The sequence below is a fragment of the Pseudomonas sp. H3_E04 genome (genome assembly GCF_054668915.1).
Genome location: NZ_CP162797.1, coordinates 3,597,505 through 3,620,514, shown reverse-complemented (window position 1 = coordinate 3,620,514; position 23,010 = coordinate 3,597,505). Strand labels below are relative to the sequence as shown.

At 60.2% G+C, this 23,010-nt stretch carries 19 protein-coding genes; 9 read left to right on the top strand and 10 right to left on the bottom strand.

Annotated elements, in window-relative coordinates:
* Positions 1-4: 4 nt before the first annotated feature.
* From AB4N53_RS16310 to exaC, 3 genes are all read right to left on the bottom strand, one after another.
* Positions 5-1,399: an ethanolamine ammonia-lyase subunit EutB gene (locus AB4N53_RS16310; protein WP_460121712.1), complete on the bottom strand. Its 1,395-nt coding sequence runs from the start codon at positions 1,397-1,399 to the stop codon at positions 5-7.
* A 52-nt stretch (positions 1,400-1,451) separates the two neighbouring features.
* Positions 1,452-2,900, bottom strand: coding sequence for an ethanolamine permease (gene eat, locus AB4N53_RS16305; RefSeq protein ID WP_460121710.1), 1,449 nt, complete (start codon positions 2,898-2,900; stop codon positions 1,452-1,454).
* A 249-nt stretch (positions 2,901-3,149) separates the two neighbouring features.
* Complete coding sequence (exaC, locus tag AB4N53_RS16300; RefSeq protein ID WP_460121708.1) at positions 3,150-4,670, bottom strand: acetaldehyde dehydrogenase ExaC; 1,521 nt, start codon at positions 4,668-4,670, stop codon at positions 3,150-3,152.
* Positions 4,671-5,079: 409 nt separating this feature from the next.
* Between exaC and AB4N53_RS16295 the strand changes: the two genes are divergently transcribed.
* From AB4N53_RS16295 to AB4N53_RS16280, 4 genes are all read left to right on the top strand, one after another.
* Positions 5,080-6,984 carry a sigma-54-dependent Fis family transcriptional regulator gene (locus AB4N53_RS16295; RefSeq protein ID WP_460121706.1) on the top strand — a complete coding sequence of 635 codons (1,905 nt, stop codon included), beginning with the start codon at positions 5,080-5,082 and terminating at the stop codon, positions 6,982-6,984.
* Positions 6,985-7,141: 157 nt separating this feature from the next.
* A complete protein-coding gene (mpl, locus tag AB4N53_RS16290; protein ID WP_016773007.1) occupies positions 7,142-8,491 on the top strand; it encodes a UDP-N-acetylmuramate:L-alanyl-gamma-D-glutamyl-meso-diaminopimelate ligase in 1,350 nt (449 codons plus the stop codon).
* Positions 8,488-9,135, top strand: coding sequence for a flavin prenyltransferase UbiX (gene ubiX, locus AB4N53_RS16285; protein WP_460121704.1), 648 nt, complete (start codon positions 8,488-8,490; stop codon positions 9,133-9,135). Before mpl ends, ubiX begins: the two co-directional genes overlap by 4 nt.
* A complete protein-coding gene (locus AB4N53_RS16280) occupies positions 9,128-9,412 on the top strand; it encodes a YceK/YidQ family lipoprotein (RefSeq protein ID WP_460121702.1) in 285 nt (94 codons plus the stop codon). Before ubiX ends, AB4N53_RS16280 begins: the two co-directional genes overlap by 8 nt.
* A gap of 100 nt (positions 9,413-9,512) precedes the next feature.
* On the opposite strand, the gene AB4N53_RS16275 is transcribed toward AB4N53_RS16280, so the two are convergent.
* From AB4N53_RS16275 to AB4N53_RS16265, 3 genes are all read right to left on the bottom strand, one after another.
* On the bottom strand, positions 9,513-10,154 hold the full coding sequence (locus AB4N53_RS16275) for an oxidoreductase (RefSeq protein WP_460121700.1): 642 nt from the start codon (positions 10,152-10,154) through the stop codon (positions 9,513-9,515).
* Positions 10,155-10,181: 27 nt separating this feature from the next.
* On the bottom strand, positions 10,182-11,909 hold the full coding sequence (locus AB4N53_RS16270; RefSeq protein ID WP_460121698.1) for a C13 family peptidase: 1,728 nt from the start codon (positions 11,907-11,909) through the stop codon (positions 10,182-10,184).
* 102 nt (positions 11,910-12,011) lie between these two features.
* Positions 12,012-12,467 carry a MaoC family dehydratase gene (locus AB4N53_RS16265; protein ID WP_150638401.1) on the bottom strand — a complete coding sequence of 152 codons (456 nt, stop codon included), beginning with the start codon at positions 12,465-12,467 and terminating at the stop codon, positions 12,012-12,014.
* A 194-nt stretch (positions 12,468-12,661) separates the two neighbouring features.
* Here AB4N53_RS16265 and AB4N53_RS16260 point away from each other — a divergent pair, with 194 nt between their 5' ends.
* The 5 genes from AB4N53_RS16260 (at position 12,662) to AB4N53_RS16240 (ending at position 15,302) form a co-directional block, all read left to right on the top strand.
* A complete protein-coding gene (locus AB4N53_RS16260) occupies positions 12,662-13,024 on the top strand; it encodes a CidA/LrgA family protein (RefSeq protein ID WP_016773012.1) in 363 nt (120 codons plus the stop codon).
* Positions 13,024-13,740 carry an LrgB family protein gene (locus AB4N53_RS16255; RefSeq protein WP_016773013.1) on the top strand — a complete coding sequence of 239 codons (717 nt, stop codon included), beginning with the start codon at positions 13,024-13,026 and terminating at the stop codon, positions 13,738-13,740. Before AB4N53_RS16260 ends, AB4N53_RS16255 begins: the two co-directional genes overlap by 1 nt.
* Before the next feature lie 10 nt (positions 13,741-13,750).
* Complete coding sequence (locus tag AB4N53_RS16250) at positions 13,751-14,341, top strand: LON peptidase substrate-binding domain-containing protein (RefSeq protein ID WP_460121695.1); 591 nt, start codon at positions 13,751-13,753, stop codon at positions 14,339-14,341.
* A gap of 113 nt (positions 14,342-14,454) precedes the next feature.
* Positions 14,455-14,685, top strand: a complete 231-nt coding sequence (locus tag AB4N53_RS16245; RefSeq protein ID WP_460121693.1) for a hypothetical protein — start codon at positions 14,455-14,457, stop codon at positions 14,683-14,685.
* Between the two features lie 38 nt (positions 14,686-14,723).
* Entirely contained in the window at positions 14,724-15,302 is a 579-nt protein-coding gene (locus AB4N53_RS16240) for a hypothetical protein (RefSeq protein ID WP_460121691.1), read from the top strand.
* Positions 15,303-15,342: 40 nt separating this feature from the next.
* Here the strand turns inward: AB4N53_RS16240 and AB4N53_RS16235 are convergent, their stop codons facing one another.
* The 4 genes from AB4N53_RS16235 to AB4N53_RS16220 all read right to left on the bottom strand — a co-directional run bounded on the left by AB4N53_RS16235 (position 15,343) and on the right by AB4N53_RS16220 (position 22,983).
* On the bottom strand, positions 15,343-17,316 hold the full coding sequence (locus tag AB4N53_RS16235) for a hypothetical protein (protein WP_460121689.1): 1,974 nt from the start codon (positions 17,314-17,316) through the stop codon (positions 15,343-15,345).
* Positions 17,317-17,421: 105 nt separating this feature from the next.
* Entirely contained in the window at positions 17,422-18,633 is a 1,212-nt protein-coding gene (locus AB4N53_RS16230) for a hypothetical protein (RefSeq protein WP_460145055.1), read from the bottom strand.
* A gap of 58 nt (positions 18,634-18,691) precedes the next feature.
* Positions 18,692-20,905 (bottom strand): hypothetical protein, encoded by a 2,214-nt coding sequence (locus tag AB4N53_RS16225; protein WP_460145053.1) that lies wholly within the window; start codon positions 20,903-20,905, stop codon positions 18,692-18,694.
* A 68-nt stretch (positions 20,906-20,973) separates the two neighbouring features.
* Positions 20,974-22,983, bottom strand: coding sequence for a hypothetical protein (locus tag AB4N53_RS16220; RefSeq protein ID WP_460121685.1), 2,010 nt, complete (start codon positions 22,981-22,983; stop codon positions 20,974-20,976).
* Positions 22,984-23,010 lie beyond the last annotated feature (27 nt).

The window sequence follows — 23,010 nt, the reverse complement described above, 5'->3', positions numbered from 1 at the left end:
AGACTTATCCCAAGTGCGCCAAGGCCTGGCGGAACGCCGGCGGCAGGTTGTTGCCGAAGCGAACCTTGCCGTCCGCCTGGGTGAAGATGCCCATGTTCGCCAGCCACTGTTCGAACTCCGGCGCCGGTTTCAGGCCCAGGGTCTGGCGGGCGTACAAGGCGTCGTGAAACGAAGTGGTCTGGTAATTGAGCATGATGTCGTCGGAGCCGGGGATGCCCATGATGAAGTTGATGCCGGCAACGCCGAGCAACGTCAGCAGGGTGTCCATATCGTCCTGATCGGCTTCGGCATGGTTGGTGTAGCAGATGTCGCAACCCATCGGCACGCCGAGCAACTTGCCGCAGAAATGATCTTCAAGACCGGCGCGGATGATCTGTTTGCCGTTGTAGAGGTATTCCGGGCCGATAAATCCTACGACGGTGTTCACCAGGAACGGCTTGAAATGTCGCGCCACCGCGTAGGCCCTTGTCTCGCAGGTCTGTTGATCGACGCCGTGGTGGGCGTTGGCCGACAGCGCGCTGCCCTGACCGGTTTCGAAATACATCAGGTTCTGCCCGAGGGTGCCGCGCTTGAGACTGAGCCCGGCGTCGTAGCCTTCCTGCAAAACATTGAGGTTGATGCCGAAACTGGCATTGGCTGCTTCAGTGCCGGCAATCGACTGGAACACCAGATCCAGCGGCACGCCACGGTTCATCGCCTCGATCGAGGTGGTGACGTGGGTCAGCACGCAGGCCTGGGTGGGAATGTCGTAGCGCTGGATGATCGCGTCGAGCATCTCCAGCATCGCGCAGATCGAAGCAATGCTGTCGGTGGCCGGGTTGACCCCGATCATCGCATCGCCGTTGCCGTAGAGCAGGCCGTCGAGAATGCTCGCGGCAATGCCGGACGGCTCGTCGGTCGGGTGGTTGGGTTGCAGGCGGGTCGACAGGCGCCCGCGCAAACCGAGGGTGCCGCGAAATTGGGTGACCACGCGGATTTTCTGCGCGACCAGCACCAGATCCTGCACGCGCATGATCTTCGACACGGCGGCGACCATTTCCGGGGTCAGGCCGGGGGCGAGGGCACGCAGACTGGTTTCGTCCGCCGCATCACTGAGCAGCCAGTCGCGAAAGCCGCCAACGGTGAGGTGGCTGACCACGGCGAAGGCTTGTTTGTCGTGGGTGTCGATGATCAGCCGGGTGACTTCATCGGCTTCGTAGGGAATCAGCGCTTCTTGCAGGAAGTGGGTGAGCGGGATGTCCGCCAGGGCCATTTGCGCGGCTACCCGCTCGCCGTCGTTGAGCGCGGCGATCTCGGCGAGAAAATCCCCCGAGCGGGCGGGGCTGGCCTTGGCCATGACGTCTTTGAGGCTGTCGAAGCGGTAAGTCTGCGCGCCGACCGTGTGAGCAAAACTGGCCATTCAGCGTTCTCCGTGACGGCGCAGAATGCCTCTGCGCCGTGGTTTTCGACAATCAGTGCAAGGCTTGTTCAGCTTTTTGAATCGCCGCGAATTCTTCTTCCGGCGTGCCTGCTACCAAGTGATGCCGACTGTAGAAAGCAAAGTAAGCAATTAACACTCCATAGATGATCGCGGCGCCGATCACCACCCGTGGATCGACGAGGAAACCCGCCACCACGGCGATGCAGGCCAACACCAGCGCCACGCCCGAAGTGAAAATGCCGCCCGGCGTGCGGTACGGCCGGTCCATTTTGGGGCGACGGATGCGCAGGGTGATGTGCGCGGCCATCATCAGCACATAGGAAATGGTAGCGCCGAACACCGCGACCAGAATCAGCAAATCGCCCTGGCCGGTCAGCGACAGACCAAAGCCGATGACGCCGGGAATCACCAGTGCCAGCACCGGCGCCTTGCTCTTGTTGGTCTGCGACAGTTTGCGCGGCAGGTAACCGGCCCGCGACAGCGCAAAGATCTGCCGCGAGTAGGCGTAGATGATCGAGAAGAAACTGGCGATCAGTCCGGCCAGACCGACGAGGTTGACGAAGCTGCCCATCCACGTCGAGCCGCCGTAGGCTTTGCTCAGTGCTTCGACCAGCGGGTTGCCGGAGGTCAGCAGCGAATTGGCGCCCGCGCCGCCGGGGCCAACGATCAGGATCAGCAGGGCGAACATCAGTAGCACCAGCATCGCCCCGATCAGGCCACGCGGCAGATCGCGCTTGGGATTCTTGGTTTCTTCAGCGGCCAGCGGCACGCCTTCGACGGCGAGGAAAAACCAGATCGCATAGGGAATCGCCGCCCATACGCCGACATAGCCGAACGGCAGAAACGGACTGGCGCCGACCGCAGAGGTCACCGGGATGTCGAGCAGGTTGGCGACGTCGAAGTGCGGCACCATCGCCACCAGAAACACCCCCAGCGCCAGCGCGGCGACGGCGGTAATGATGAACATCAGCTTGAGCGCTTCGCCGACCCCGAAAATGTGGATGGCGATGAAGACGATGTAGAACGCCAGATAAATCATCCAGCCGCCAATGCCGAACAGCGACTCGCAATAGGCACCGATGAACACCGCGATGGCAGCGGGGGCGATGGCATATTCGATCAGAATCGCCGTGCCGGTGAGAAACCCGCCCCAGGGCCCGAAAGCACTGCGGGCGAAACCGTAGCCGCCGCCGGCGGTGGGAATCATCGAGGACAGTTCGGCGAGGGAAAAGCACATGCACAGGTACATGGTCGCCATCAGCAGCGTGGCCAGAAACATGCCGCCCCAGCCACCCTGGGCGAGGCCGAAGTTCCAGCCGGCGTAGTCGCCGGAGATCACGTAGGCAACGCCGAGGCCGACCAGCAGGACCCAGCCGGCGGCACCTTTTTTCAGTTCGCGTTGTTGGAAGTAGTCGGAGCCGACTTTTTCGAAGTCGACGGAAGAAGTTGCCGGTTGCGGATTTGCATGATCGCTTGGCATAAGCAGTTACCTGTTTTTATTGTTTTTATCCAACCTGTTCGCTGGAGTGGCGCATTACCCCGGTGGGAGCGGGCTTGCTCGCGAAAGCGGTGTGTCGGTGACTTGGATATTGAAGGTATGACCGCCTTCGCGAGCAAGCCCGCTTCCACAGGGGATTGCGTACGCCCATGAATCACCTGTGGGAGCGAGCCTGCTCGCGAAGACAATCCAGAGGGCGAAGCAGGAAACACCTGCCTCACCCCGTCCGGATCAGAAGAATCCCAGCGGATTGATGTCGTAGCTCACCAGCAGGTTCTTGGTCTGCTGGTAATGGTCGAGCATCATCTTGTGGGTTTCACGCCCGACGCCGGACTTCTTGTAACCGCCGAACGCGGCATGCGCCGGATAAAGGTGGTAGCAGTTGGTCCACACGCGACCGGCCTTGATCGCCCGGCCCATGCGGTAGGCGCGGTTGATGTCGCGGGTCCACAGACCGGCGCCGAGGCCGAACTCGGTGTCGTTGGCGATCGCCAGGGCTTCGGCTTCGTCCTTGAAGGTGGTGATGCTCACTACCGGGCCGAAGATTTCTTCCTGGAACACGCGCATCTTGTTGGTGCCCTTGAGCAGGGTCGGCTGGATGTAATAACCGGTGGCCAGGCTGCCCTCGAGTTTTTCCACCTTGCCACCGGTCAGCAACTCCGCGCCTTCGCCCTTGGCGATTTCCAGGTACGAGAGGATCTTGTCGAATTGCTGCTCGGATGCCTGGGCACCGACCATGGTGTCGGTGTCCAGCGGGTCGCCGCGTCTGATCTGGCTGACTTTCTTCATCACTGCCTGCATGAATTCGTCGTAGATCGATTCCTGCACCAGTGCGCGGGAAGGGCAGGTGCACACTTCGCCCTGGTTGAAGAACGCCAGCACCAGACCTTCGGCAGCCTTTTCGATAAAGCTCGGCTCGGCCTGCATGATGTCTTCGAAGAAGATGTTCGGCGACTTGCCGCCCAGTTCCACGGTCGATGGAATGATGTTTTCCGCCGCGCATTTCATGATGTGCGAGCCGACCGGGGTCGAGCCGGTGAAGGCAATTTTGGCGATGCGTTTGCTGGTCGCCAGTGCTTCGCCGGCTTCTTTGCCGAAGCCCTGCACGACGTTGAGCACGCCCGGCGGCAGCAGGTCGCCGATCAGATCCATCAGCACGCAGATGCCCAGCGGCGTTTGCTCGGCAGGTTTGAGCACCACGCAGTTACCGGCGGCCAGTGCTGGCGCGAGTTTCCACGCGGCCATCAGCAGCGGGAAGTTCCACGGGATGATCTGGCCGACCACGCCCAGCGGTTCATGAATGTGATAGGCCACGGTGTTGCCATCGATTTCCGCAGCACTGCCTTCCTGGGCGCGCAGGCAGCCGGCGAAGTAGCGAAAATGGTCAGCGGCCAGCGGGATGTCGGCGTTTAGGGTTTCGCGGATGGCTTTGCCGTTGTCCCAGGTTTCGGTGATCGCCAGCAGTTCGAGGTTTTCTTCGATGCGGTCGGCGATTTTCAGCAGGATCAGCGAGCGTGCCTGCACGGAAGTGGCGCCCCACGCATCGGCGGCGGCGTGAGCAGCGTCCAGCGCCTTATCGATGTCTTCGGCGGTGGAGCGGGGGAATTCGGCGATTGGCTGGCCATTCACTGGCGAGGTATTGGTGAAGTACTGACCTTTGACCGGCGCGACGAACTTGCCGCCAATGTAGTTGCCGTACTTGCTCTTGAACGAGACTTTGGCGCCGTCAGTACCGGGGTGGGCGTAACGCATGATGATGTTCTCCTTGGCTTTGTACTTATTAGAGAAACGCGCAAGTGCGCTTGCTATAAGCGTAGAGCAAGGGCCGGGCCACTGCCGTACAGCGCAGGCAAATCAAGGGCTTGGCCGGTTTGTCTCGGACGAATGGAGTGGCGCTGTGACGGTTTCGGTACAGCCTGCGTGACAATTTGTACCGCTTGCGGGACAGCCCGTGACCGGACGGTCTTGCCAGCATTGCAATGCGCGGGTGACTGAGGGATCCTCAGCCAACAGCAATCCCTGTAGGAGCGGCCGCGTAGGAGCTGCCGCAGGCTGCGATCTTTTGACTTTGTTTTCAAGATCAAGATCAAAAGATCGCGGCCCGAGCCTTAGGCAGCCCCTACACGGGATTGCGTCGACCTCTCGGGGAGAACAATAAGAAATGCACGACAACCATTTGAGTCGCCATGCCCGCCAGGTTCTCACCGTCACCCAGGGCAAACCGCACGTGCACGGCCCCGGCGCCGATCCATCGATCGCCCGTTCGTGGCTGCGTTGCCTTGAGGACTATCACCTCGATCCTTCTGTGACCATGGCGCCGACCGTGCTCGAGCATGGCCGGGTGCTGGAAAGTCGCGAACGTCTGCAACAAGTGCTGCAAATCGCCGGCACCGAGATGAGCAGCCTGCATCAGCAACTCTCCGGCGCCGGCCACGCGGTGCTGCTGACTGACGCGCGCGGTGTGATCCTCAATTGCGTCACCGCGCCGGCCGAACGGAAGATTTTCGAGCGCGCCGGGCTCTGGCTCGGCGCCGACTGGAGCGAAGCCTGCGAAGGCACCAACGGCATCGGCACCTGCCTGGTCGAGCGTCAGGCGCTGACCATTCACCAGGACGAACACTTTCGCGGCCGCCATACCGGGCTGACCTGCTCGGCGAGCCCGGTGTTCGACCCGCACGGTGAGTTGCTGGCGGTACTTGATGTGTCCTCGGCACGGCCGGACGTCTCACGGCAGAGCCAGTTCCACACCATGGCACTGGTCAATCTGTCGGCGAAGATGATCGAGAGTTGCTACTTCCTGCGCTGTTTCGACAATCAATGGCTGCTGCGTTTTCACCTGCAGGCCGAGTCCGTTGGCCTGTTCAGCGAAGGGCTGCTGGCGTTCGACGGCGAAGGGCGGATCAGTGCAGTCAACCAGAGCGCGTTGAACCTGCTCGGGCATATTCGCGGTGGTTTGCTCGGTAAACCGGTGGAAGCGTTTTTCGATTGTTCGCTGGATGACCTGCTAGGGCGGGCGAGTGCCAACGCCAGCGCCAGTTGGCCGCTGCGCACCCGTGATGGCCGGCATCTGTTTGCCGTGTTGCGCGGCGAATCACGCAAGCCGACAGCCATTGCTCCAACGCCAATCGCTGCTCCAGCGCCACGCCTGTCCGGCATCTGCCTCGGCGATGAGGCGTTGCAGGCGGAATTTCGCAAAGCCCTGCGCGTGTTCGAGCGCGACGTGCCGCTGTTGATCAACGGCGAAACCGGCTCGGGCAAGGAAGCGTTCGCCAAGGCTGTGCACCACGCCAGCCAGCGCTGCGGCAACGCTTTCGTCGCACTCAACTGCGCGGCCATTCCGGAAAGCCTGATCGAGAGCGAACTGTTCGGCTATCGCGGCGGCAGCTTCACCGGCGCGCGCAAGGACGGCATGCGCGGCAAGCTGCAACAGGCCGATGGCGGGACTTTGTTCCTCGACGAAATCGGTGACATGCCACTGGCGTTGCAGACGCGCTTGCTGCGTGTGCTGGAAGATCGGCAAGTGGTGCCGATTGGCGGCGAGCCGCAAGCGGTGGACGTGCGCATCATCAGTGCGACGCACCGCAATTTGCTCGAGCGGGTCGAGGACGGCAGCTTTCGCGAGGACCTCTATTACCGCTTGAACGGCTTGGAAGTGGCGCTACCGGCGTTGCGTGAGCGCAGTGATAAATCGCAGTTGCTGGATTTTCTGCTGGCCGAGGAGGCTGGAGGCGAAACCATCCTGATCGACGAACCGGCGAGGGGCGCATTGCTGGCGTTCAATTGGCCGGGCAACGTGCGGCAGTTGCGCAATGTCCTGCGTACGCTGGCGGCGTTGTGTGATGACGGCCGGATCGGGATTGAGGATTTGCCTGTGATGATTCGACAGGCGCGGCCGGCGGCTGCGCCTGCGCAGATTGCCGCGCAGCCGTTGGACGACGCCGAGCGTGTCGCATTGCTCAATGCGCTTAAGCAGACGCGCTGGCATATGACCCATACCGCGCAGCAACTTGGCGTAAGCCGCAACACCCTTTATAGAAAGTTGCGCAAACACGGGATCGCCCGCTGAACCGCGTCACACCATTCGCGAGCAGGCTCGCTCCCACAGGGTTGACGTCAACCTTGTGGGAGCGAGCCTGCTCGCGAAGACTTCGGTAAAGTCGAAACACAAGGTGCCATTTCCCCCTCCCTACGCTAACCTGCGGCGATGTTTTACGAGGTCGACTATGCACATTCATATTCTGGGTATCTGCGGGACTTTCATGGGCTCGATGGCGGTGTTGGCCAAAGAGCTGGGCCATCACGTCACCGGCTCCGACGCCAACGTCTATCCGCCGATGAGCACGCAGCTCGAGGCCCAGGGCATTCAGCTGACGCAGGGTTATGACCCGGCGCAGCTCGATCCGGCGCCGGATCTGGTGGTGATCGGCAATGCCATGTCCCGTGGCAACCCGGCAGTGGAATATGTGCTGAACAAAGGCCTGCCGTACGTCTCCGGCCCGCAGTGGCTGGCTGACCATGTGCTGCAAGGTCGCTGGGTGCTGGCCGTGGCCGGTACGCACGGCAAGACCACCACCAGCAGCATGCTCGCCTGGGTGCTGGAACATGCCGGCATGAGCCCGGGTTTCCTGATCGGCGGCGTGCCGCAGAATTTCTCGGTGTCGGCGCGCCTGGGCGGCACGCCGTTCTTTGTCATCGAGGCTGACGAATACGACAGCGCCTTTTTCGACAAGCGCTCGAAGTTTGTCCACTACCGTCCGCGCACCGCGATCCTGAATAACCTTGAGTTTGATCACGCTGACATCTTCCCCGATCTGCCAGCCATCGAGCGTCAGTTTCACCACTTGGTGCGAACCATCCCGAGCGAAGGGCTGGTCATCCACCCGACCACCGAGCCAGCGTTGCAGCGCGTGATCGAGATGGGTTGCTGGACCCCGGTGCAAACCACCGGCGCCGGCGGTCAGTGGCAGGTCAAGCTGCTGAGCGAGGATGGCTCGGCGTTCGAAGTCATGTTCGAAGGCGTGTCCCAGGGCACCGTCGAGTGGGAATTGACCGGTCAACACAACGTCGCCAATGCCTTGGCCGCGCTGGCCGCGGCGCGTCACGTTGGCGTGGTGCCGTCGATGGGCATCGCTGGGTTGAGCGCGTTCAAGAACGTCAAACGCCGTATGGAGAAGGTCGCTGAAGTGCGCGGCATCACCATTTATGACGACTTCGCCCACCACCCGACCGCCATCGCCACTACCCTCGATGGCCTGCGCAAACGCATCGGCGACGCACCACTGATTGCGATCATCGAGCCGCGCTCCAATTCGATGAAACTCGGCGCCCACCGTGACGGTTTGCCGGACAGCGTGGTCGATGCCGATCAGGTGATCTGGTATGCCCCGGCCAATCTCGGTTGGGACCTTGGCGCCACTGCTGCGTTGTGCACGGTGCCGTCGATTGTCAGCGATTCGCTGGAAGGCATCATTGAACGGGTGAAGAGCCAGGCACAGCCCGGCACGCACGTAGTGATCATGAGCAACGGCGGCTTCGGCGGCCTGCACGGCAAGCTTGCCGAGGCGCTGCAATGAACACTTTTTCCCAGGCCGGCGGCCCGGAACGCATTACCCTGGCGATGACCGGCGCCTCCGGCGCGCAGTACGGCTTGCGCCTGCTCGATTGCCTGGTGCGCGAAGATCGCGAAGTGCACTTCCTGATTTCCAAAGCCGCGCTATTGGTGATGGCCACCGAGACTGACGTTTCCCTGCCGAACAAGCCGCAGATGATGCAGGCGTTCTTGACCGAGTACACCGGCGCCGCCGCCGGGCAGATTCGCGTGTACGGCAAGGAAGACTGGATGTCGCCGGTGGCTTCGGGTTCCGGCGCGCCTGCAGCCATGGTGGTGGTGCCGTGTTCGACCGGCACGCTGTCGGCGATTGCCACCGGCGCCTGCAACAACCTGATCGAACGCGCGGCCGATGTCACGCTGAAGGAGCGCCGCCAGTTGATTCTGGTGCCGCGCGAGGCACCGTATTCGAGCATTCATCTGGAGCACATGCTCAAGCTGTCGAATCTGGGCGTGACCATTTTGCCGGCCTCTCCGGGCTTCTATCACCAACCGCAGACCATTGATGATCTGATCGACTTTGTCGTGGCGCGGATTCTCAATCTGCTCGGTATCCCGCAGGACATGCTGCCGCGATGGGGCGAGCACCACCTGAGCAGCGATGAATAAGCTGCTGGTGATTGTGCTGGCGCTGCAATTGAGCGGGTGTGCCACCGCGCGCACTCTGGATGCGGCGAAACCCGGCGCACCGGTGGTGTATGCCGGCACGCGGCTGGATTTGTATGCACTGAATGGCGGGTGCTGTGCGATGGACCGATTTGGTGCCGAGGCGCCGAGCTATCCCGGAGTAGACCTGCCGGCCAGTGCGCTGCTCGATACGTTGTTGTTGCCGTTGTCGTTGCTCACCGTGATTGGCGTCGGATTCCAGGCAACTGGTGGATTGTAAAGGTCAAAAGATCGCAGCCTTCGGCACCTCCTACAGAAGACCCTATTCCCCTGTAGCAGCTGCCGAAGGCTGCGATCTTTTGGTTCTGAAAGTCCCGGAATTATTTGCCTAACTTGCGCAGCTCATCCGATTCGATCACCCGCACGCCATCCTGTTCTTCCAACGCCAGGCGCCACATCGCTCGTGCCAGTTGGCACGCTTCGATGCCGTGGTATTTCCCCGGAATCAGCTTCGACAAGGGCCCTGCCAGTTGCTCGACCAGACGCGGTTCGGTGCGTTCGCCGAGCAGCAGCGAAGGCCGGCAGATGGTCAGTTGCGGCCAGTCCTGCGCGCGCAATGCCTGTTCCATTTCGCCTTTGATGCGGTTGTAGAACACCGAGGAGTTCGGATCGGCGCCAATCGCACTGATCACGATCAGGTGTCGCGCGCCCATCTCCCGTGCGCGTTTGGCAAACGCCACGACCATGTCCAGATCGACTGCGCGAAAGGCTTCTTCGGAGCCGGCCTGCTTGATCGTCGTGCCGAGGCAGCAGTAGGCAATATCGACCCGGCCGCTGAGTTGCGGCAGAAACGCCTGCGGGTCGCCGACCGGGTTTTCCAGATGCGGATGCTCGGCCAGCGGCCGGCGTGAAGGGGCGAGGACACGGGTAATGGTTGGCTCGTTGAGCAAACGGTCGAGCAGATGTTCACCGGTCAGTCCGGTGGCTCCGGCAAGCAATACGTGCTGAGGCGTCAAGTACATAGTGTCTCTCCCTTGATACTGTTCAGCTTAGTTGCCTTTTTTCGCCGCGTCGTTCAATGCACTACTTTGCAACGCTTTGCGCGCTTGCTGTTTACGCAGCAGTTGCCAGTGTGAGAGTACGGTTTTCGGCGCCCAGATCTGCGGCTCCGAGGCTTCGAAGCCGTCGGCCAGTTCACGTTCGGCGACGGTGGCTTTGGCCAGTTTGAAAGCCTGCTCCAGATCATCAGTCTGGTTCAGCGCCTGGGCGAACAGCGCGTCGCCAAAGTAAGTGAAGTTGGCTTCTTCCGAGCAACCGAACGACACCCGATCAGCGCGCGAGGCGGTCATGATCAGTGTGCGTTCGTCCTTCAGCGCCGGGATGAAACCGCCGGAATAGCACGAAGAAATCACGATGACCTTGTCGCGATGCTTCAGCGGCGCGAGCACGGCGGCGAGTTCATCGGCCGGCAGATCGGCCAGTTCCATGCGCGGCTGATCGAGCACCAGTTCATGCTCGGCGGTGCCGTGGCTGGTCAGATAAATGAACAGCAGGTCTTCCGGCCCGCTGCGTTCGGCAAGGGCTTGCGCGGCGCGGCGCAGGTTTTCCCGGGTGGCCATCGGCCGGTCGCCGAGATGATCACGATGATTGACCAGACGAATCTGCCCGAAGGCGCCGAAGCGCGTATTGAGCATGTTGGCGACGTAGTCGGATTCGCGCAGGAACACGCTTTGCTTGCCGTCGCCGCCGAGGGTCAGGGTGTACAACTCGACTGCCGGAGTCGAAGCGGGGATCGCCGCCAGTGCGTCGTCCAGCAATCGACCTTGGGCGAGCAAACCGAGTTCGAGGGTGTCGGGGAGCAATTTGCCGTCGGCGTCGCGCACGCGTTGGCCGTTGATCCAGGTGCCGCTGAGCACGCTGCCATCGGTCAGCACCAAAGTACCGCGTCCTGAATAGCTGTCGTTGTCGAAGCCGCCGATGTAGAAGCTGCCATCGGCGAGGTTCAAGCGGCCCTGACCGGTGAAGCGCCAGTCATTGAACACACCGATGTAATGGCTGCCGTCGGCGCCGATCAGTTCGCCCTTGCCGGTCAGCGCGCCTTCCTTGAACTGGCCGAGCCAGACATCGCCGTCGGCGTTCTCGTAGCGGCCCTTGCCGTGCAGTTGATTGTTCTTGAAACCGCCGACGTAGATATCGCCGTCGGCGCTGTTGTAAGTGCCGTTGCCTTCCAGTTGACCATTGACGAAATGGCCGGTGAACGAATTGCCGCTGGCATCGCCGCGCTGGCCTTCACCGTTGGGTTTGCCGTGGGCGAACTGGCCTTGATAGGAGCTGCCGTCGTCCATTTCCAGACGGCCGAGGCCGGAATACTGGTCAGCCTTGAACTCGCCGCGATAGGTCATGCCGTTTTCTTTCAGTGTGCCTTCGCCATCGCGCCGGCCCTGCTTGAAACCACCGGTGTAACTGCTGGCATTGGTGCTCAGGCTGCCCTGGCCATCAAACAGACCTTGCTGGAACTGGCCGCGATAGACCTCGCCATTGCTGCCATGCCATTCGCCTTGCCCGTGCCATTGCCCCTTGTCGAACTGCCCGGCGTACCAGCTGCCGTTGGGGTAGTCGACGCGGCCCTGACCTTGCAGCAAGCCGTCGACCAAGTCACCGCGATAGCGTCCGCCATCGGGCAGGCGCGCATCCGGCGGCAACAGCGATTCGCCGTCGCCGCAAGCGGTGAGCATCAGGGTCAGGGCAAGGGGTGCAAGTCGAGCGATTGAGCGCATAGCGGGATCCGGGCAGTTAGGCGACCGAGTATGCCGCAGCTATGCGTCGCATATATACAGACGTGACGCGAAACAGCGTGCGCTGCTTCGCATCCGGGATGATCAGACGAAGCAGAGTGACAGCGGCTCGGCGATGTAGGCCGGTTTGTCCGAGCCTTCTATCTCCAGTGTCGCGGTAGCCTTGAGCAACCACTGGCCGGGTTTTTTCTCGGTGACTTCGACCATGTCGACCTTCAGTCGGACTTTCGAATTGACCTTGACCGGCTGGATGAAACGCACGCTGTCCAGACCATAGTTGACGACCATCTTCACGCCTTCGGGCAGCACGAGGATGTCTTCCATCAGCTTCGGCATCAGCGACAGCGACAGGAAACCATGGGCGATCGTGCTGCCAAACGGGGTTTGCGCGGCCTTGACCGGATCGACGTGAATGAACTGAAAATCACCGGTGGCTTCGGCGAACAGGTTGATGCGCTCCTGATCGATGGTGAGCCATTGGGAACGTCCAAGTTCCTTGCCGACATAATCTTTGAGCTCTGCAACGGGAACATAGGGCATTGAGACTCTCCTTGGGTTCATCGGTTTTATAGTTTTTCAGGGGGCGGATTTGACCGGCCTGCGAACCACTGTAGATCATCATGGCGATTTGCTCAGGTCAACCGACCATGCTTTTGGCGAATGCCGGTCCATAGCGCCGGCATGCTTATAATGCCGAGCCCCTGCTGGCTGAAAATGTAAGACGGAGATGTCGGATGTTGTTACGTGGCCTGACCCTGCTGGTGCTGTTCCAATTGCTCGGCACCGCGCTCAATCATTTGCTGTTGCCGATATTGCCGGGGCCGATCATCGGGCTGCTGCTGTTGCTGGTGTTCCTGATCATTCGCGGTGAAGTCGGCGAGCCGCTGAATCAGGCGGCGGGCAGCCTGTTGCGTTATCTGCCGTTGCTGCTGGTGCCGCCAGCGGTGGGCGTGATGGTGTATGCCACGGCGATTGCTGCGGATTTCTGGGCGATCGTCGGCGCGCTGGTGGTCTCGCTGATCCTGTCGATGGCCTTTGCCGGCGTGCTCATGCAGCGGCTGGTCAAACGTCACGCGCCGCCGGCGGAGGAGTCCTGATGCTGTTCGATTGGCAAGGCGCGTGGGCGTCGGTGATTCATCATCCGCTGTTCGGCATTGGCATCACCCTCGGTGCCTATCAACTGGTGCTGGCGGCGTTCGAGAAAACCCGCTGGATCTTTCTGCAACCGGTGCTGGTCTCCATGTTGTTGGTGATCGGTGTGCTGGTCGGCTGCGGCCTGACCTACGCGGAATACCGCAAGAGCACCGAAATCCTGAGCATTCTGCTCGGTCCGGCCACGGTGGCGCTGGCGGTGCCGCTGTATTTGAATCTGCGGCGCATCCGCCAATTGTTCTGGCCGATTTTTACTACGCTGGTGATAGGCGGGGTGGTGGCGACAGGTATGGGCGTGGCGCTGGGCTGGTGGTTCGGTGCCGATCACATGATCCTGATGACCATGGCGCCGAAGTCGGTGACCTCGCCGATCGCCATGCTGGTCGCCGAGCAGATCGGCGGCGTGGCGGCGCTGGCAGCGGTATTTGTATTGATCACCGGGGTGATTGGCGCGATCTTCGGCCCGGCGCTGCTGACGCGCCTCGGCGTGCACAGCCCCGAAGCGCGCGGCATGGCACTGGGCATGACAGCGCATGCGGTCGGCACGGCGGTGGCGATGCAGGAAAACGATGAGTGCGGCGCGTTCGCCGCGCTGGCGATGAGTCTGATGGGCGTGGCCACGGCGGTGTTCCTGCCGTTGGCGGTGTCGATGGTGGTGTAAGGAAATGTCTATGAGTCTGCCGCTTTTTCCGCTGAACACGGTGCTGTTCCCTGGCTGCAACCTCGATCTGCAGATCTTCGAGGCGCGCTACCTCGACATGATCGGCCGCTGCATGAAACAAGGCGTCGGCTTCGGTGTGGTGTGCATTCTGGAGGGCAGCGAAGTCGGTGTGGCACCAGAAGGTTTCGCAATGGTCGGGTGCGAGGCGCGGATCACCGATTTCCAGCAACAGGACAACGGCCTGCTTGGCATTCGTGTGCAGGGCGGGCGCCGTTTCACGGTGGTGCGCACCGAAGTACAGCGCGATCAGTTGATTGTCGCCGATGTCGAGTGGCTCGACGACGAGCCCGAGCAACCGTTGCAGGATGAGGACGCCGATCTGGTCGCGCTGCTCAAGGCACTGGCCGAACACCCGATGGTCGAAGCGTTGAATATGGGCACCGAAGCCGCCGGGCAACAGGCGCTGGCCAATCAACTTGCCTATCTCTTGCCCTTCGCCGAAGAAGACAAGATCGATTTGTTACAACTCGACGATCCGCAGCAGCGGCTGGATGCGATTCAGGCATTGCTCGATGAGTTGCAGGGTGAGTTGTTCGCCTAGTTTAACTTTGAAGCAACTACTACGGTCTGCCAGCATTGTTTTGCTTTTGTCTTTGTCTTACTTTCGAGTTGCCCGCAGGAGTCGGGTAACTCGATAACAACAAGGATGAAATCATGACTTTATATGAAGATGAACGGGGTTTCTGGGACGATATTGCCGGCAAGTATATTTTGAAGCACGCCGGCGCCGATCAAAACGTCAGTAAGCATATCGATGCAGCAACAACTTATGCCGACCGGATGGTCATCGCGCGACGTAAACGAAAAATAGAAAAGGTGCCGGCCAGCGACATTCCGCAGATGTCGGCTACTGCCACCAAGTTAGTAACCGCGAATGCGGTTTGATGACTTGTCTTTTTCAATATTTACCGGTAGGCGATTCCATGTCTTCAGCAACAATCAATAATAAAGCATTCACGGCCAACCTTTATCTGGATGGCCGGCCAGTGATACTCAATGAACAACGATTACGAGACATTCTGCGCGCTCCGCGGATTACTCAAGGCGAAAAGCTCGACGCTGAAGTAGGGCTGGCGGATTTACGTGTCGCCAGCCACATCACAGTGGCCGACCACGAGGATCATCAACCGCTGCTGTTGAATTTCGTTCCTCACGGGGAAAATTATGCGATCAGTGTGGTGTATTCAGGAGCGTTCGATGGCGCACGGTTATTCATCGAAGATAAAACCCATAAGCTGCTGGCCAGTACCAGTGCGCCGATACACTACTTTTCAATGAGTACATTTGGCGTGAACAAGGCCTCTCTCAGTCATATCGAGGCCGGGCCGGTCTATGCTGGATTGAATAGCGAGCCAGGTTACAAAGGCATATATCGTGACAGTAGTGAAGGCATGAGCACCTTTATGAACGTCGATCCTAATACCACGGGGCACAACGCATTCAATAACAAATATGCGCGATTTGTCATCAAGGTAATCAAGCCGAGTCCTGCGGCTGTTTGATCAGAGGCGCCATTCACTCTGGAGTGAATGGCGCCTTGTGTCAGGGCCTGTAATGTTCGGGTACTGGCCAGACGATGTCGTTGGCGTCGGTGTCCCTGCCTTTAGGCAGCGTCAATACCACCCCGCCCGAATGGGACACGCCTGCGATGAGTCCATCATAGGGGGTCGATCGCGACCACATATCGAGATCGGTGCCTTCCCAAGTCGACGTCTCGATATCCACAGCATCCTCACCAGCTTGTCGAAACACATCCTCGACGCGCGCCGCGAGGCTATGGTCCGAATTCACCAGCCAGATCCTTTCTGCACTGATCCCACGGGTCGGCATGGAAATCCGGCCCTCCAGATTGTCGCCATCAAAATCCCTGTTGTTGAAGTAAAGATTTTCCACGCGAGGGACCACTTCGATATCGCGGGTATCGATGATGTAGAGGAAGCCGTTTACCTGTTTGCGCCGCCGCAACGGATAGTCGCGCGAGTTATCCATTTCAAACGATGTATCCGATTCTCCGTCGGTACTGTGCCGGTCCCCGCCGGAGGAGTCACTGTCGGAAAAGTGCCCGGGATAGCGATTGGCCTGACTGTTGTAATGCCGTGGGTTGGAATAGTAATCGAACCCCATGTAGTTCAAGGCGTCGGACAGGGCGAACGTCGCGCTGAATGCGCGTTTGCTGGTGGAATCCGAAGGGTTGCCGCGAAGTTTTACAAGCCGTTTGTCGCGGGCCAATTCAAAAGGTGTGCGCAAGTCGGCGCGAAACATGGCGGGAATGTCCGTGCGATAAAGATAGTCATGTCTGTTGCGTTTATAACCGGCATGCTCCAGATAACTTTGCAGAAAATCATCTTCGTAACGCTGATTGACAGGCGGTAAGTCACCCTCATGGCCCTCGCCGTGATTGCGCAGTTTGAGAGCGAAAGGGCCGAGCTCCTCGGCGATATGCTCGAACCGTTTGGTGTCCAGCACGTTCCGAGACAGGCTTTTGTGCGCTTCGGCCCATGCGGGGAAGCCGTTTTCCATATCCGTGCGCAGGCGTTTCTGCTGAGCAACGCTCAGGTTGTAGCTGCGTAAAAGTTCGGCACATTCGCTGCGGGATTTCTGCGGGTGAGACCACTTCATGGAGTCCAGAAGGAATTTATGGTGATCCTCGGTAGTTCTGCGTCTTGCCCAGTGCGGCGGACCGCCTCGGGCCTCGGCCTCGGCGCGAAAGGTGAGGATTTCTGCATCGCGCAGGTTGTACACATCCCACAGTTCGCCATCCGTCCAGTGCGCCAGCTTCAATGGCACTGAAGTGTCCCCGCGAGCTTCGCTCGGGTCGACTTTGATCATGTGGCCGGACTTGCCCATGAATGCGAAGCCGACATTCATTCGTGTGGTCAAACGCTCATGAGACGGCAATTGCTTCCATTCATGTACTGCGTAATAACCTTGTGCATTCGCGACAGGTGCGGAATAGGACCCTGCGGCCCACTGGTGCAGGGCGTAGCGATCCGCTGGGTACATCTCGACGGGCTTGTTCAAACTCCACAAATCGGTGCCGGCGAGTCGATAAAGAGGAGGCCCGGAGGGGCCCCGCTCGCCGGGCAATCTGGCCCGGTAGGCCGTGATCAGATCGTGGTAGGCAACCATCACCGTCAGCCCGGCGGCAGAACCGTCATCGTCGGCAATGTCGGCGAACTGTCGACCCTTGTGAGTTTTGAGACCCTGCGCATCGTGGCTCAAGTCCGCACTGACGTTTTGTACATAAGGTTCAAGGGGCGATTTTGCAGGACCGCGCGGCGGCATCTGCATGTCGGGCATGTGGGTGACAGTTATGCCGGGTCGCAATGCCGCGGTGCTGGCGGAAGGAACGATGGTATCGATGCCCGAAAACTCGTTCGAGCCATCCGCTCGAATGTGACCGGGCAGGCGCAGGTCCAGATCGATCGGACGATCAGGGGACGCCGGCCGGGTTGTCGAGGTGGCGGGCGTTTCGGTGTTCGGTGAGGGGCGCAAAGGTCCGGGTTTTTGTCGCATGAATAAACTCCTTCTTTATGAATCAGCCTGTCCATCGGCTGAGGCGATCGAGTGCCCGCGCGATCTCTGTCCGCGCGGGCATCGGGTTGCAAGCGCTGAACGCACTCAAATATCTGTCGTGATGTTCAAATCGTCTGGATTGATTCGTACCTGCGGGTCGTCAGTCAGTCCCCAATACCGACGTATCGAGTGATACACCACCGTTCCGACGGTGTCGGGCTTGTATCCGATGTGAGTCACGTAAATCCGTGCCGCCAGTTCATTGCGCTGTCTGTGTTGTTCGATGTCGCTGTGCAGAGCCGAGAGGCTGGCGTAACGGCGAGCGTCGATGACGTACAACTGCAATACCTCAAACAGCAGCGAAACCTCATATATATGGCCGGCCGAGGTCACCACACTCACGGACTCCACCGGCGTGTCCTCGTCCATATCCGGCAACTCGACCGTGACGCTGGCGATGCGCAGACGATTGCCATCGAGCTGGATATCTTCGCGCGTCACCGTTTCGCTCAGGGCCTGAGTGAACAGGTTCCAGGTAGAGGCGTTGGCGGTTTTCGCCGCCGCACCGGGTGTCGACAGGCGAACGATGCAGTTGCTGACCAGATGAATATCGTAAGTCGAGCTTTTGCCTTCCAGCAGATAAACTCCTGTGTGGGGCCTGGACTCGATCAGCACTTTGCTGGGCCGGTCGGTCAGCTCCGGCTTTTCGCTGACCAGTGGCCGCGTGAAGGGATACCTTCCATTGCGCTGTTTCAGCCAGCTTCGGCTACTGACCTGCCGGGAGCCAGGGGCCTTTGCATCGGCTGCATAATCCAGCTGCGGCAACTGCAAGCGGTAGGAGACTTCGTCCTGCATGATCAGCACAAGGTCTTGCGCCAGCAGTGGCGTGGTCACTTTCAAGCTATTTCGACCGCCATAACCGGTGGCTGCGGCGATCGTCTTGATCACACCTTTAAAGACAACCTTTTTGGACGACAGCAGCAGCGCCAGGCAGATATTTTTGTAGGTCAGGTGCGTATTGCCCGACACGCCTTGGCGAGTTTCGACGTCATAACTGATCTCGACCTCTGCCATCTCGCTGGCCTTGTAATCGAGGTAGATACTGCATTCCGTGGCTGCTGCGCTGGACCCGACGACGAATTCGACCCTGTGCGGCGTGCGTGCCACAAAGTGTCGCGACAGCGCCTGGGCGTCCAGAGTAACCGTACCGCGATTGACGATGGCCGGCGCCTGGGCTGGCTGACCATTGAGGGTGACGGCGACCTCGATATCCTGACTCAGCGCTTGACCAGGCTGTTTGGGCAGCAGAGCCAGCAATTCATAGCCATCCTGAGTGCGAAACAGCCACTGGGCATTTTTCAAATGGCGTTGGCCGTCAGTTGTCTGGTAGACGTTCTCCAGGGTCAGCACGTGATCGGGGTCGTTGCCATCCTCTGCCGCGCAGCGAGGTGATCACCAGTGACGTGCCGATGATTTGCCAGCGTTGAATGAGGGCGCGCGGCCAACCGAACTCGACGCGGCTGGAGTGCTCGGCGTTTTCGATGATCGTCGCGCGGGCGTTGGTATTGGCGATGTAATAACGGTCTTCACCGCTGCCGCCATCCACCTCGCATTCAGTCCCGAAAACAGCAATGGTGTCGTTGCCGCCACCGGCGCTGATGCGGTCGTAGCCATTGGCGGAAATCTGTTCGGCCGCGTCGGTGCCGGTAACGCGGCTGGTGCCCTTGCGCAGCGTCGAAGCGTTCTCGATCGAAGTCAGATGGGCGATTTCCAGTCCTTCGGCCGCCGGATCCAGACCGCGCAACGAGACCTTGCCGGTCTGCAGGTTGATGTCATGACCGACGTGGCGAGTGTCTTCGTTCGGGCGGCTGCCTTCGAACGCCACGGTATCGACGCCAGCGCCGCCGTCCAGAATGTTGATGTGCGCGGGTTTGGCGCAGCGGTCGAGCTCCTGAGTCGTGACTTCCTGGTAGAACGCATCGGTGTGGTCACCGCCGGTCAAGGCTTTGTGTCCCTCGCGGTAAGTGAACAGATTGGACTGGGCCTTGACTCCGACAATCCGGTCATCGCCATCCCCCAGGCGCCAGAACACGCCCTTGCCATCGCCGGCGCTGCCGCTGACCTTGCCTTTGAGGTCTGCCGGCAAGCCATCGGCGGCATCGATTACATCGTCCGCACCAACGATCACCGCCTGGCTGTCGAGTTTGAACGGCTTCTGCCCGGCGCTTTCATCCCACTGATAGCGCCACAGTTCGACGGACTGCAGCTTGGTGCGGAAGGCGCCGTTGACCACGTGTTCGATGGAGTTCTTATAAGCGCCTTCAAGCATTTCTCTGGCCGACAGCTCGAGGCGTTTTTCATGATCGCCGTAGCCTTTGCTAAGTTTGAAGCGATCCATCACTTCGGTGTCCAGCTCCTGACCGGTGAAGGCGAACCAGCCCGAGCGCAAACGCTCCAGCGTGGTCAGTTCGATGTAGTCATCGATATCGTCAACAACTCGCGCAGCCTGATAGATCATCGAACCGGCAATCAATACGGCTGCCGCCGCGAGCCCGACCGGCCCGGCGACGCTGCCGAAACCGGCCAGCGCGGCGACACCGAGCACCAGGCTGATGCCTGCCCCTGCCACGCTCAGGGCTCCACTGACATAATGATCCTGCGCCACTTTCCCCGATGAGGCGGCGGCTGCGTTGAACGATTTGACCGCATCGATAATGTCGAACGGCAGGGTAATCGCGCTGGCGAACATCCCGGCGCCCCGGCTCATGAATTTGCCCACCGAGGTCAGTGGAAAATACTTGAACAGCTTGCCGCCGTTGGTGAGCATCGCTTGCCCCGTCTTCGTCAGACCTTGTTCGATGATCAGCGAGCCGAACTCGGCGGCAATGGAGCCGCCCTGGAACAGCGCTTCGAGTTTGTCGCCCTTTCTGATCGCATCGATCATGGCCATGTAACCGCTGTAGATGCCGAAGGCTTGCAGGCCGACGCCGGCACCGCTCATCAAATAACTTTTGCTCTTGTTGACCCAGCCGGGTGCGTTTTCAAACGCGTCTACCCGGTGAATGTCCAGTTTCTGCGCGGCTTTGCCCAGTTGGTTGAGGCGGTCCACTGCACTGCCAGGATCGATTGCGGTACTGCTGACAAACATCGCTCCCGCATCGATCGAGCGCTGGCAGGCTATTTCGTAGAACAGCATTGCGGCCGTGGCGCTGTCGGGAATGTCGACGGACATCAATCGGGTTTCGACTTTCGCCGAGTCGAAATTGAGCCCATCGAGCAATGTCTGATCCGCAACCTTCATTCCGGCGTTCGCTGGGCTGATCGGTTGACCGTTGACCGTTGCGCCCATCGCCTGCAGCTCGGCGCGGCTGACCATGGCCTCGCCGATGCGTAGGGGCCCGAAGTGCTTGTCGAGCGATTCCAGTGTCTGTCGATGCGAGGCGTCCGCGCCGTTACTGATTGCCGCAGAAGGCAATTCCTGGAGGTTGCCTGGCGACGGTGCGTGGGCATTGGCCGAGGCGTCAATCGGTATGACTTGAAGCAGGCGCACATTGGAAACATGTGCGGAAGGTACGATGAGTTTCGACACGTCTTAATCCTTTAACGTTGTGTATGAAAAACCGGCTTCCTTACCGGTGGTGCGGGCAATGCCCGGGTTTACGGCCAGACGATGTCATGACCGAATTCGTTCTTGTTGCCGGACAGTCTGAGGATGGGCAGGGCCGCCGCTTCGACCTTGTCGATCAGCGCGTCGTATTGGAAATGATTGGCCTGCCCGGCATGGGTCGCGGCTTCGATGCGTCCGGCACTGGCTCCGGCCATGTCGTTTATGTCCGTCACTCTGGCGCCTTTGGTCTGATCAGCGTTGAGCAACCAGATGCGTTCGGCGTCCAGGCCGCTGCGGGTGACCGAAATCAACCCTTCAAAATCGTCTGAGGGGAACCAGGTTGGCGGCGTTGCACGGGCGGCGGAATTGAACATCATGTTTTCTTCGTGGGGGACTACCTCCAGGTGACGTGTGTCCAGCGCGTACAGGAACATGACCGTCTGCCGAGTGCGCTCGGATCGATAGCCGCGCTCGTGATCCCACGCTATCGGCTTGTCGCCATCCGACCAGTCGGAGGAAGCGCTGCTGCTGGAGTCGCTGGCGTCGCTCGCGCCGCTCTCCGAACTGCTGTCACTCGCGTCGCGCCCGGGATACTTGTGGGTCTGGCTGTTGAACCGCAGGTATTCGGGATCGGGCGCGCTGGCGTACATCTGGCCTTCATTGAGACTGAACGTCGCGCTGATGGGTTTGTGCGTAGTGGCGCCGGGTTCATGGTGATAGCGCGGCAGCATGGTGCCGTCGCTGGCCAACTCGAACGGTGTGCGTTCGTCACCGCGAAACAGCGCCGGAATGTCGGTGCGGTGCAGGCAATTGTTCTTGTTGCGCCGATAACCGAGTTTTTTCAGCAGGGCTTCACGCACCTCGAACGCCAGGCTGTTTTCGGGGTGGTACCAATCATGGCGGGCGTTGCGCTTGAGGTTGAGTTGCTCGACTGCGTCCCTGGCAAATTGCTCGAGGCGTAGCGGGTTGTCGACATCGTCGAGCAAACGCTTGTGCGCCTGTACCCAAGAGGGGATCGCCAACTGGGTTTGCAGGTCCCGGCGCAAACGTGTCAGCTGATTCGGTAGCAGGTTGAAAGACTGCAGAAACGTCTCGCGTTCCTTCAGCGTCATTGCCGGGTGCAGCCAGCGCAGGAAATTGCGCAGCAAATCGGTGAACGGGTTATTCGTGTTTGCGGGGCTGGCCCATGGCGGAGGGAGGCCAGAGGCTTGCGCTTCGGCCCGGAAGCGGGGGATGTCCTGACCATGCAAGCCATAGAGTTGCCAGATCTGTTGATCGGTCCATTGCCTCAAGTGAGCCGGCTGCGCGCCGAATCCGCCCACTGGTGCATCGACCTGCATCAGATTGCCAAACTCATCGCGCAGGGCAAATCGAATAGCGGTATCTGTCGCACCGGGCAGCGGTGTCATCTCGTGGTAGCCCTGGGAGTCCGGGGAGCGCCACGAAGGGCGGTAAACGCGTTGATCCACAGGCACCGGCGCAGAAACCGCTCGCGGGCGTTTGGCTGCAGATGCCTGGTCGGGCTGTTCGCTTGCGCTCACGGCGGGGCGTTTCGACGCGACCTGTTCTGTCAGGCGCCATGTCGGGCTGTCGGTGTTTTTGTACAGGCGTGGGCCCGAGGGGAACCGTTCGGTCAGTAGTTTGCTGCGCCAGGCACCGGATTCATCCTGGCCGATATGGGTGGTTTGCAGCGCACCCTCAACGTCTACGTCGGCGAATTTTCTGCCAACGACCCAGCGAAATCCGTCGACGTCGGCCGGTTTCATGCCCTGTAGAAAAGCCTCGGACAGCCAGTAGTTGTTCACTCTCTCAGCCTGCGGCAGAACGGCGCCTGTTGCGGGCATCTGCGAGATTTCCACTGCCGGTAACTGCGCCGCTTGACCGGGCAAGTGCATATCGACGGTGCGGTTTGGCGTTGCCAGGTCAGCAAGGTCGGTATTGCGAAAAAAGTCGGGAACGCCGTCAAGATACAAGGTTTCGTTACGGCGCGGCGCAGTGTTGCTCAATTCAGACGGGTGAGTCGTTGTCGCGGTTGGTTTACGGGGTATTTTGGGGCTCATTGAATAGCTCTGAACTAACGAAGTTTC

Excerpts from the sequence above, each read along its gene's own strand:
- AB4N53_RS16245 (WP_460121693.1), top strand. The coding sequence starts at position 14,455 with ATGACTTTATATGAAGATGAACGGGGTTTCTGGGACGATATTGCCGGC.
- AB4N53_RS16250 (WP_460121695.1), top strand. The coding sequence starts at position 13,751 with ATGAGTCTGCCGCTTTTTCCGCTGAACACGGTGCTGTTCCCTGGCTGC.
- eat (WP_460121710.1), bottom strand. The coding sequence starts at position 2,900 with ATGCCAAGCGATCATGCAAATCCGCAACCGGCAACTTCTTCCGTCGAC.
- ubiX (WP_460121704.1), top strand. The coding sequence starts at position 8,488 with ATGAACACTTTTTCCCAGGCCGGCGGCCCGGAACGCATTACCCTGGCG.
- AB4N53_RS16235 (WP_460121689.1), bottom strand. The coding sequence starts at position 17,316 with ATGCGACAAAAACCCGGACCTTTGCGCCCCTCACCGAACACCGAAACG.
- AB4N53_RS16240 (WP_460121691.1), top strand. The coding sequence starts at position 14,724 with ATGTCTTCAGCAACAATCAATAATAAAGCATTCACGGCCAACCTTTAT.
- AB4N53_RS16295 (WP_460121706.1), top strand. The coding sequence starts at position 5,080 with ATGCACGACAACCATTTGAGTCGCCATGCCCGCCAGGTTCTCACCGTC.
- exaC (WP_460121708.1), bottom strand. The coding sequence starts at position 4,670 with ATGCGTTACGCCCACCCCGGTACTGACGGCGCCAAAGTCTCGTTCAAG.
- AB4N53_RS16220 (WP_460121685.1), bottom strand. The coding sequence starts at position 22,983 with ATGAGCCCCAAAATACCCCGTAAACCAACCGCGACAACGACTCACCCG.
- AB4N53_RS16265 (WP_150638401.1), bottom strand. The coding sequence starts at position 12,467 with ATGCCCTATGTTCCCGTTGCAGAGCTCAAAGATTATGTCGGCAAGGAA.
- mpl (WP_016773007.1), top strand. The coding sequence starts at position 7,142 with ATGCACATTCATATTCTGGGTATCTGCGGGACTTTCATGGGCTCGATG.
- AB4N53_RS16270 (WP_460121698.1), bottom strand. The coding sequence starts at position 11,909 with ATGCGCTCAATCGCTCGACTTGCACCCCTTGCCCTGACCCTGATGCTC.
- AB4N53_RS16280 (WP_460121702.1), top strand. The coding sequence starts at position 9,128 with ATGAATAAGCTGCTGGTGATTGTGCTGGCGCTGCAATTGAGCGGGTGT.
- AB4N53_RS16310 (WP_460121712.1), bottom strand. The coding sequence starts at position 1,399 with ATGGCCAGTTTTGCTCACACGGTCGGCGCGCAGACTTACCGCTTCGAC.
- AB4N53_RS16255 (WP_016773013.1), top strand. The coding sequence starts at position 13,024 with ATGCTGTTCGATTGGCAAGGCGCGTGGGCGTCGGTGATTCATCATCCG.
- AB4N53_RS16260 (WP_016773012.1), top strand. The coding sequence starts at position 12,662 with ATGTTGTTACGTGGCCTGACCCTGCTGGTGCTGTTCCAATTGCTCGGC.
- AB4N53_RS16275 (WP_460121700.1), bottom strand. The coding sequence starts at position 10,154 with ATGTACTTGACGCCTCAGCACGTATTGCTTGCCGGAGCCACCGGACTG.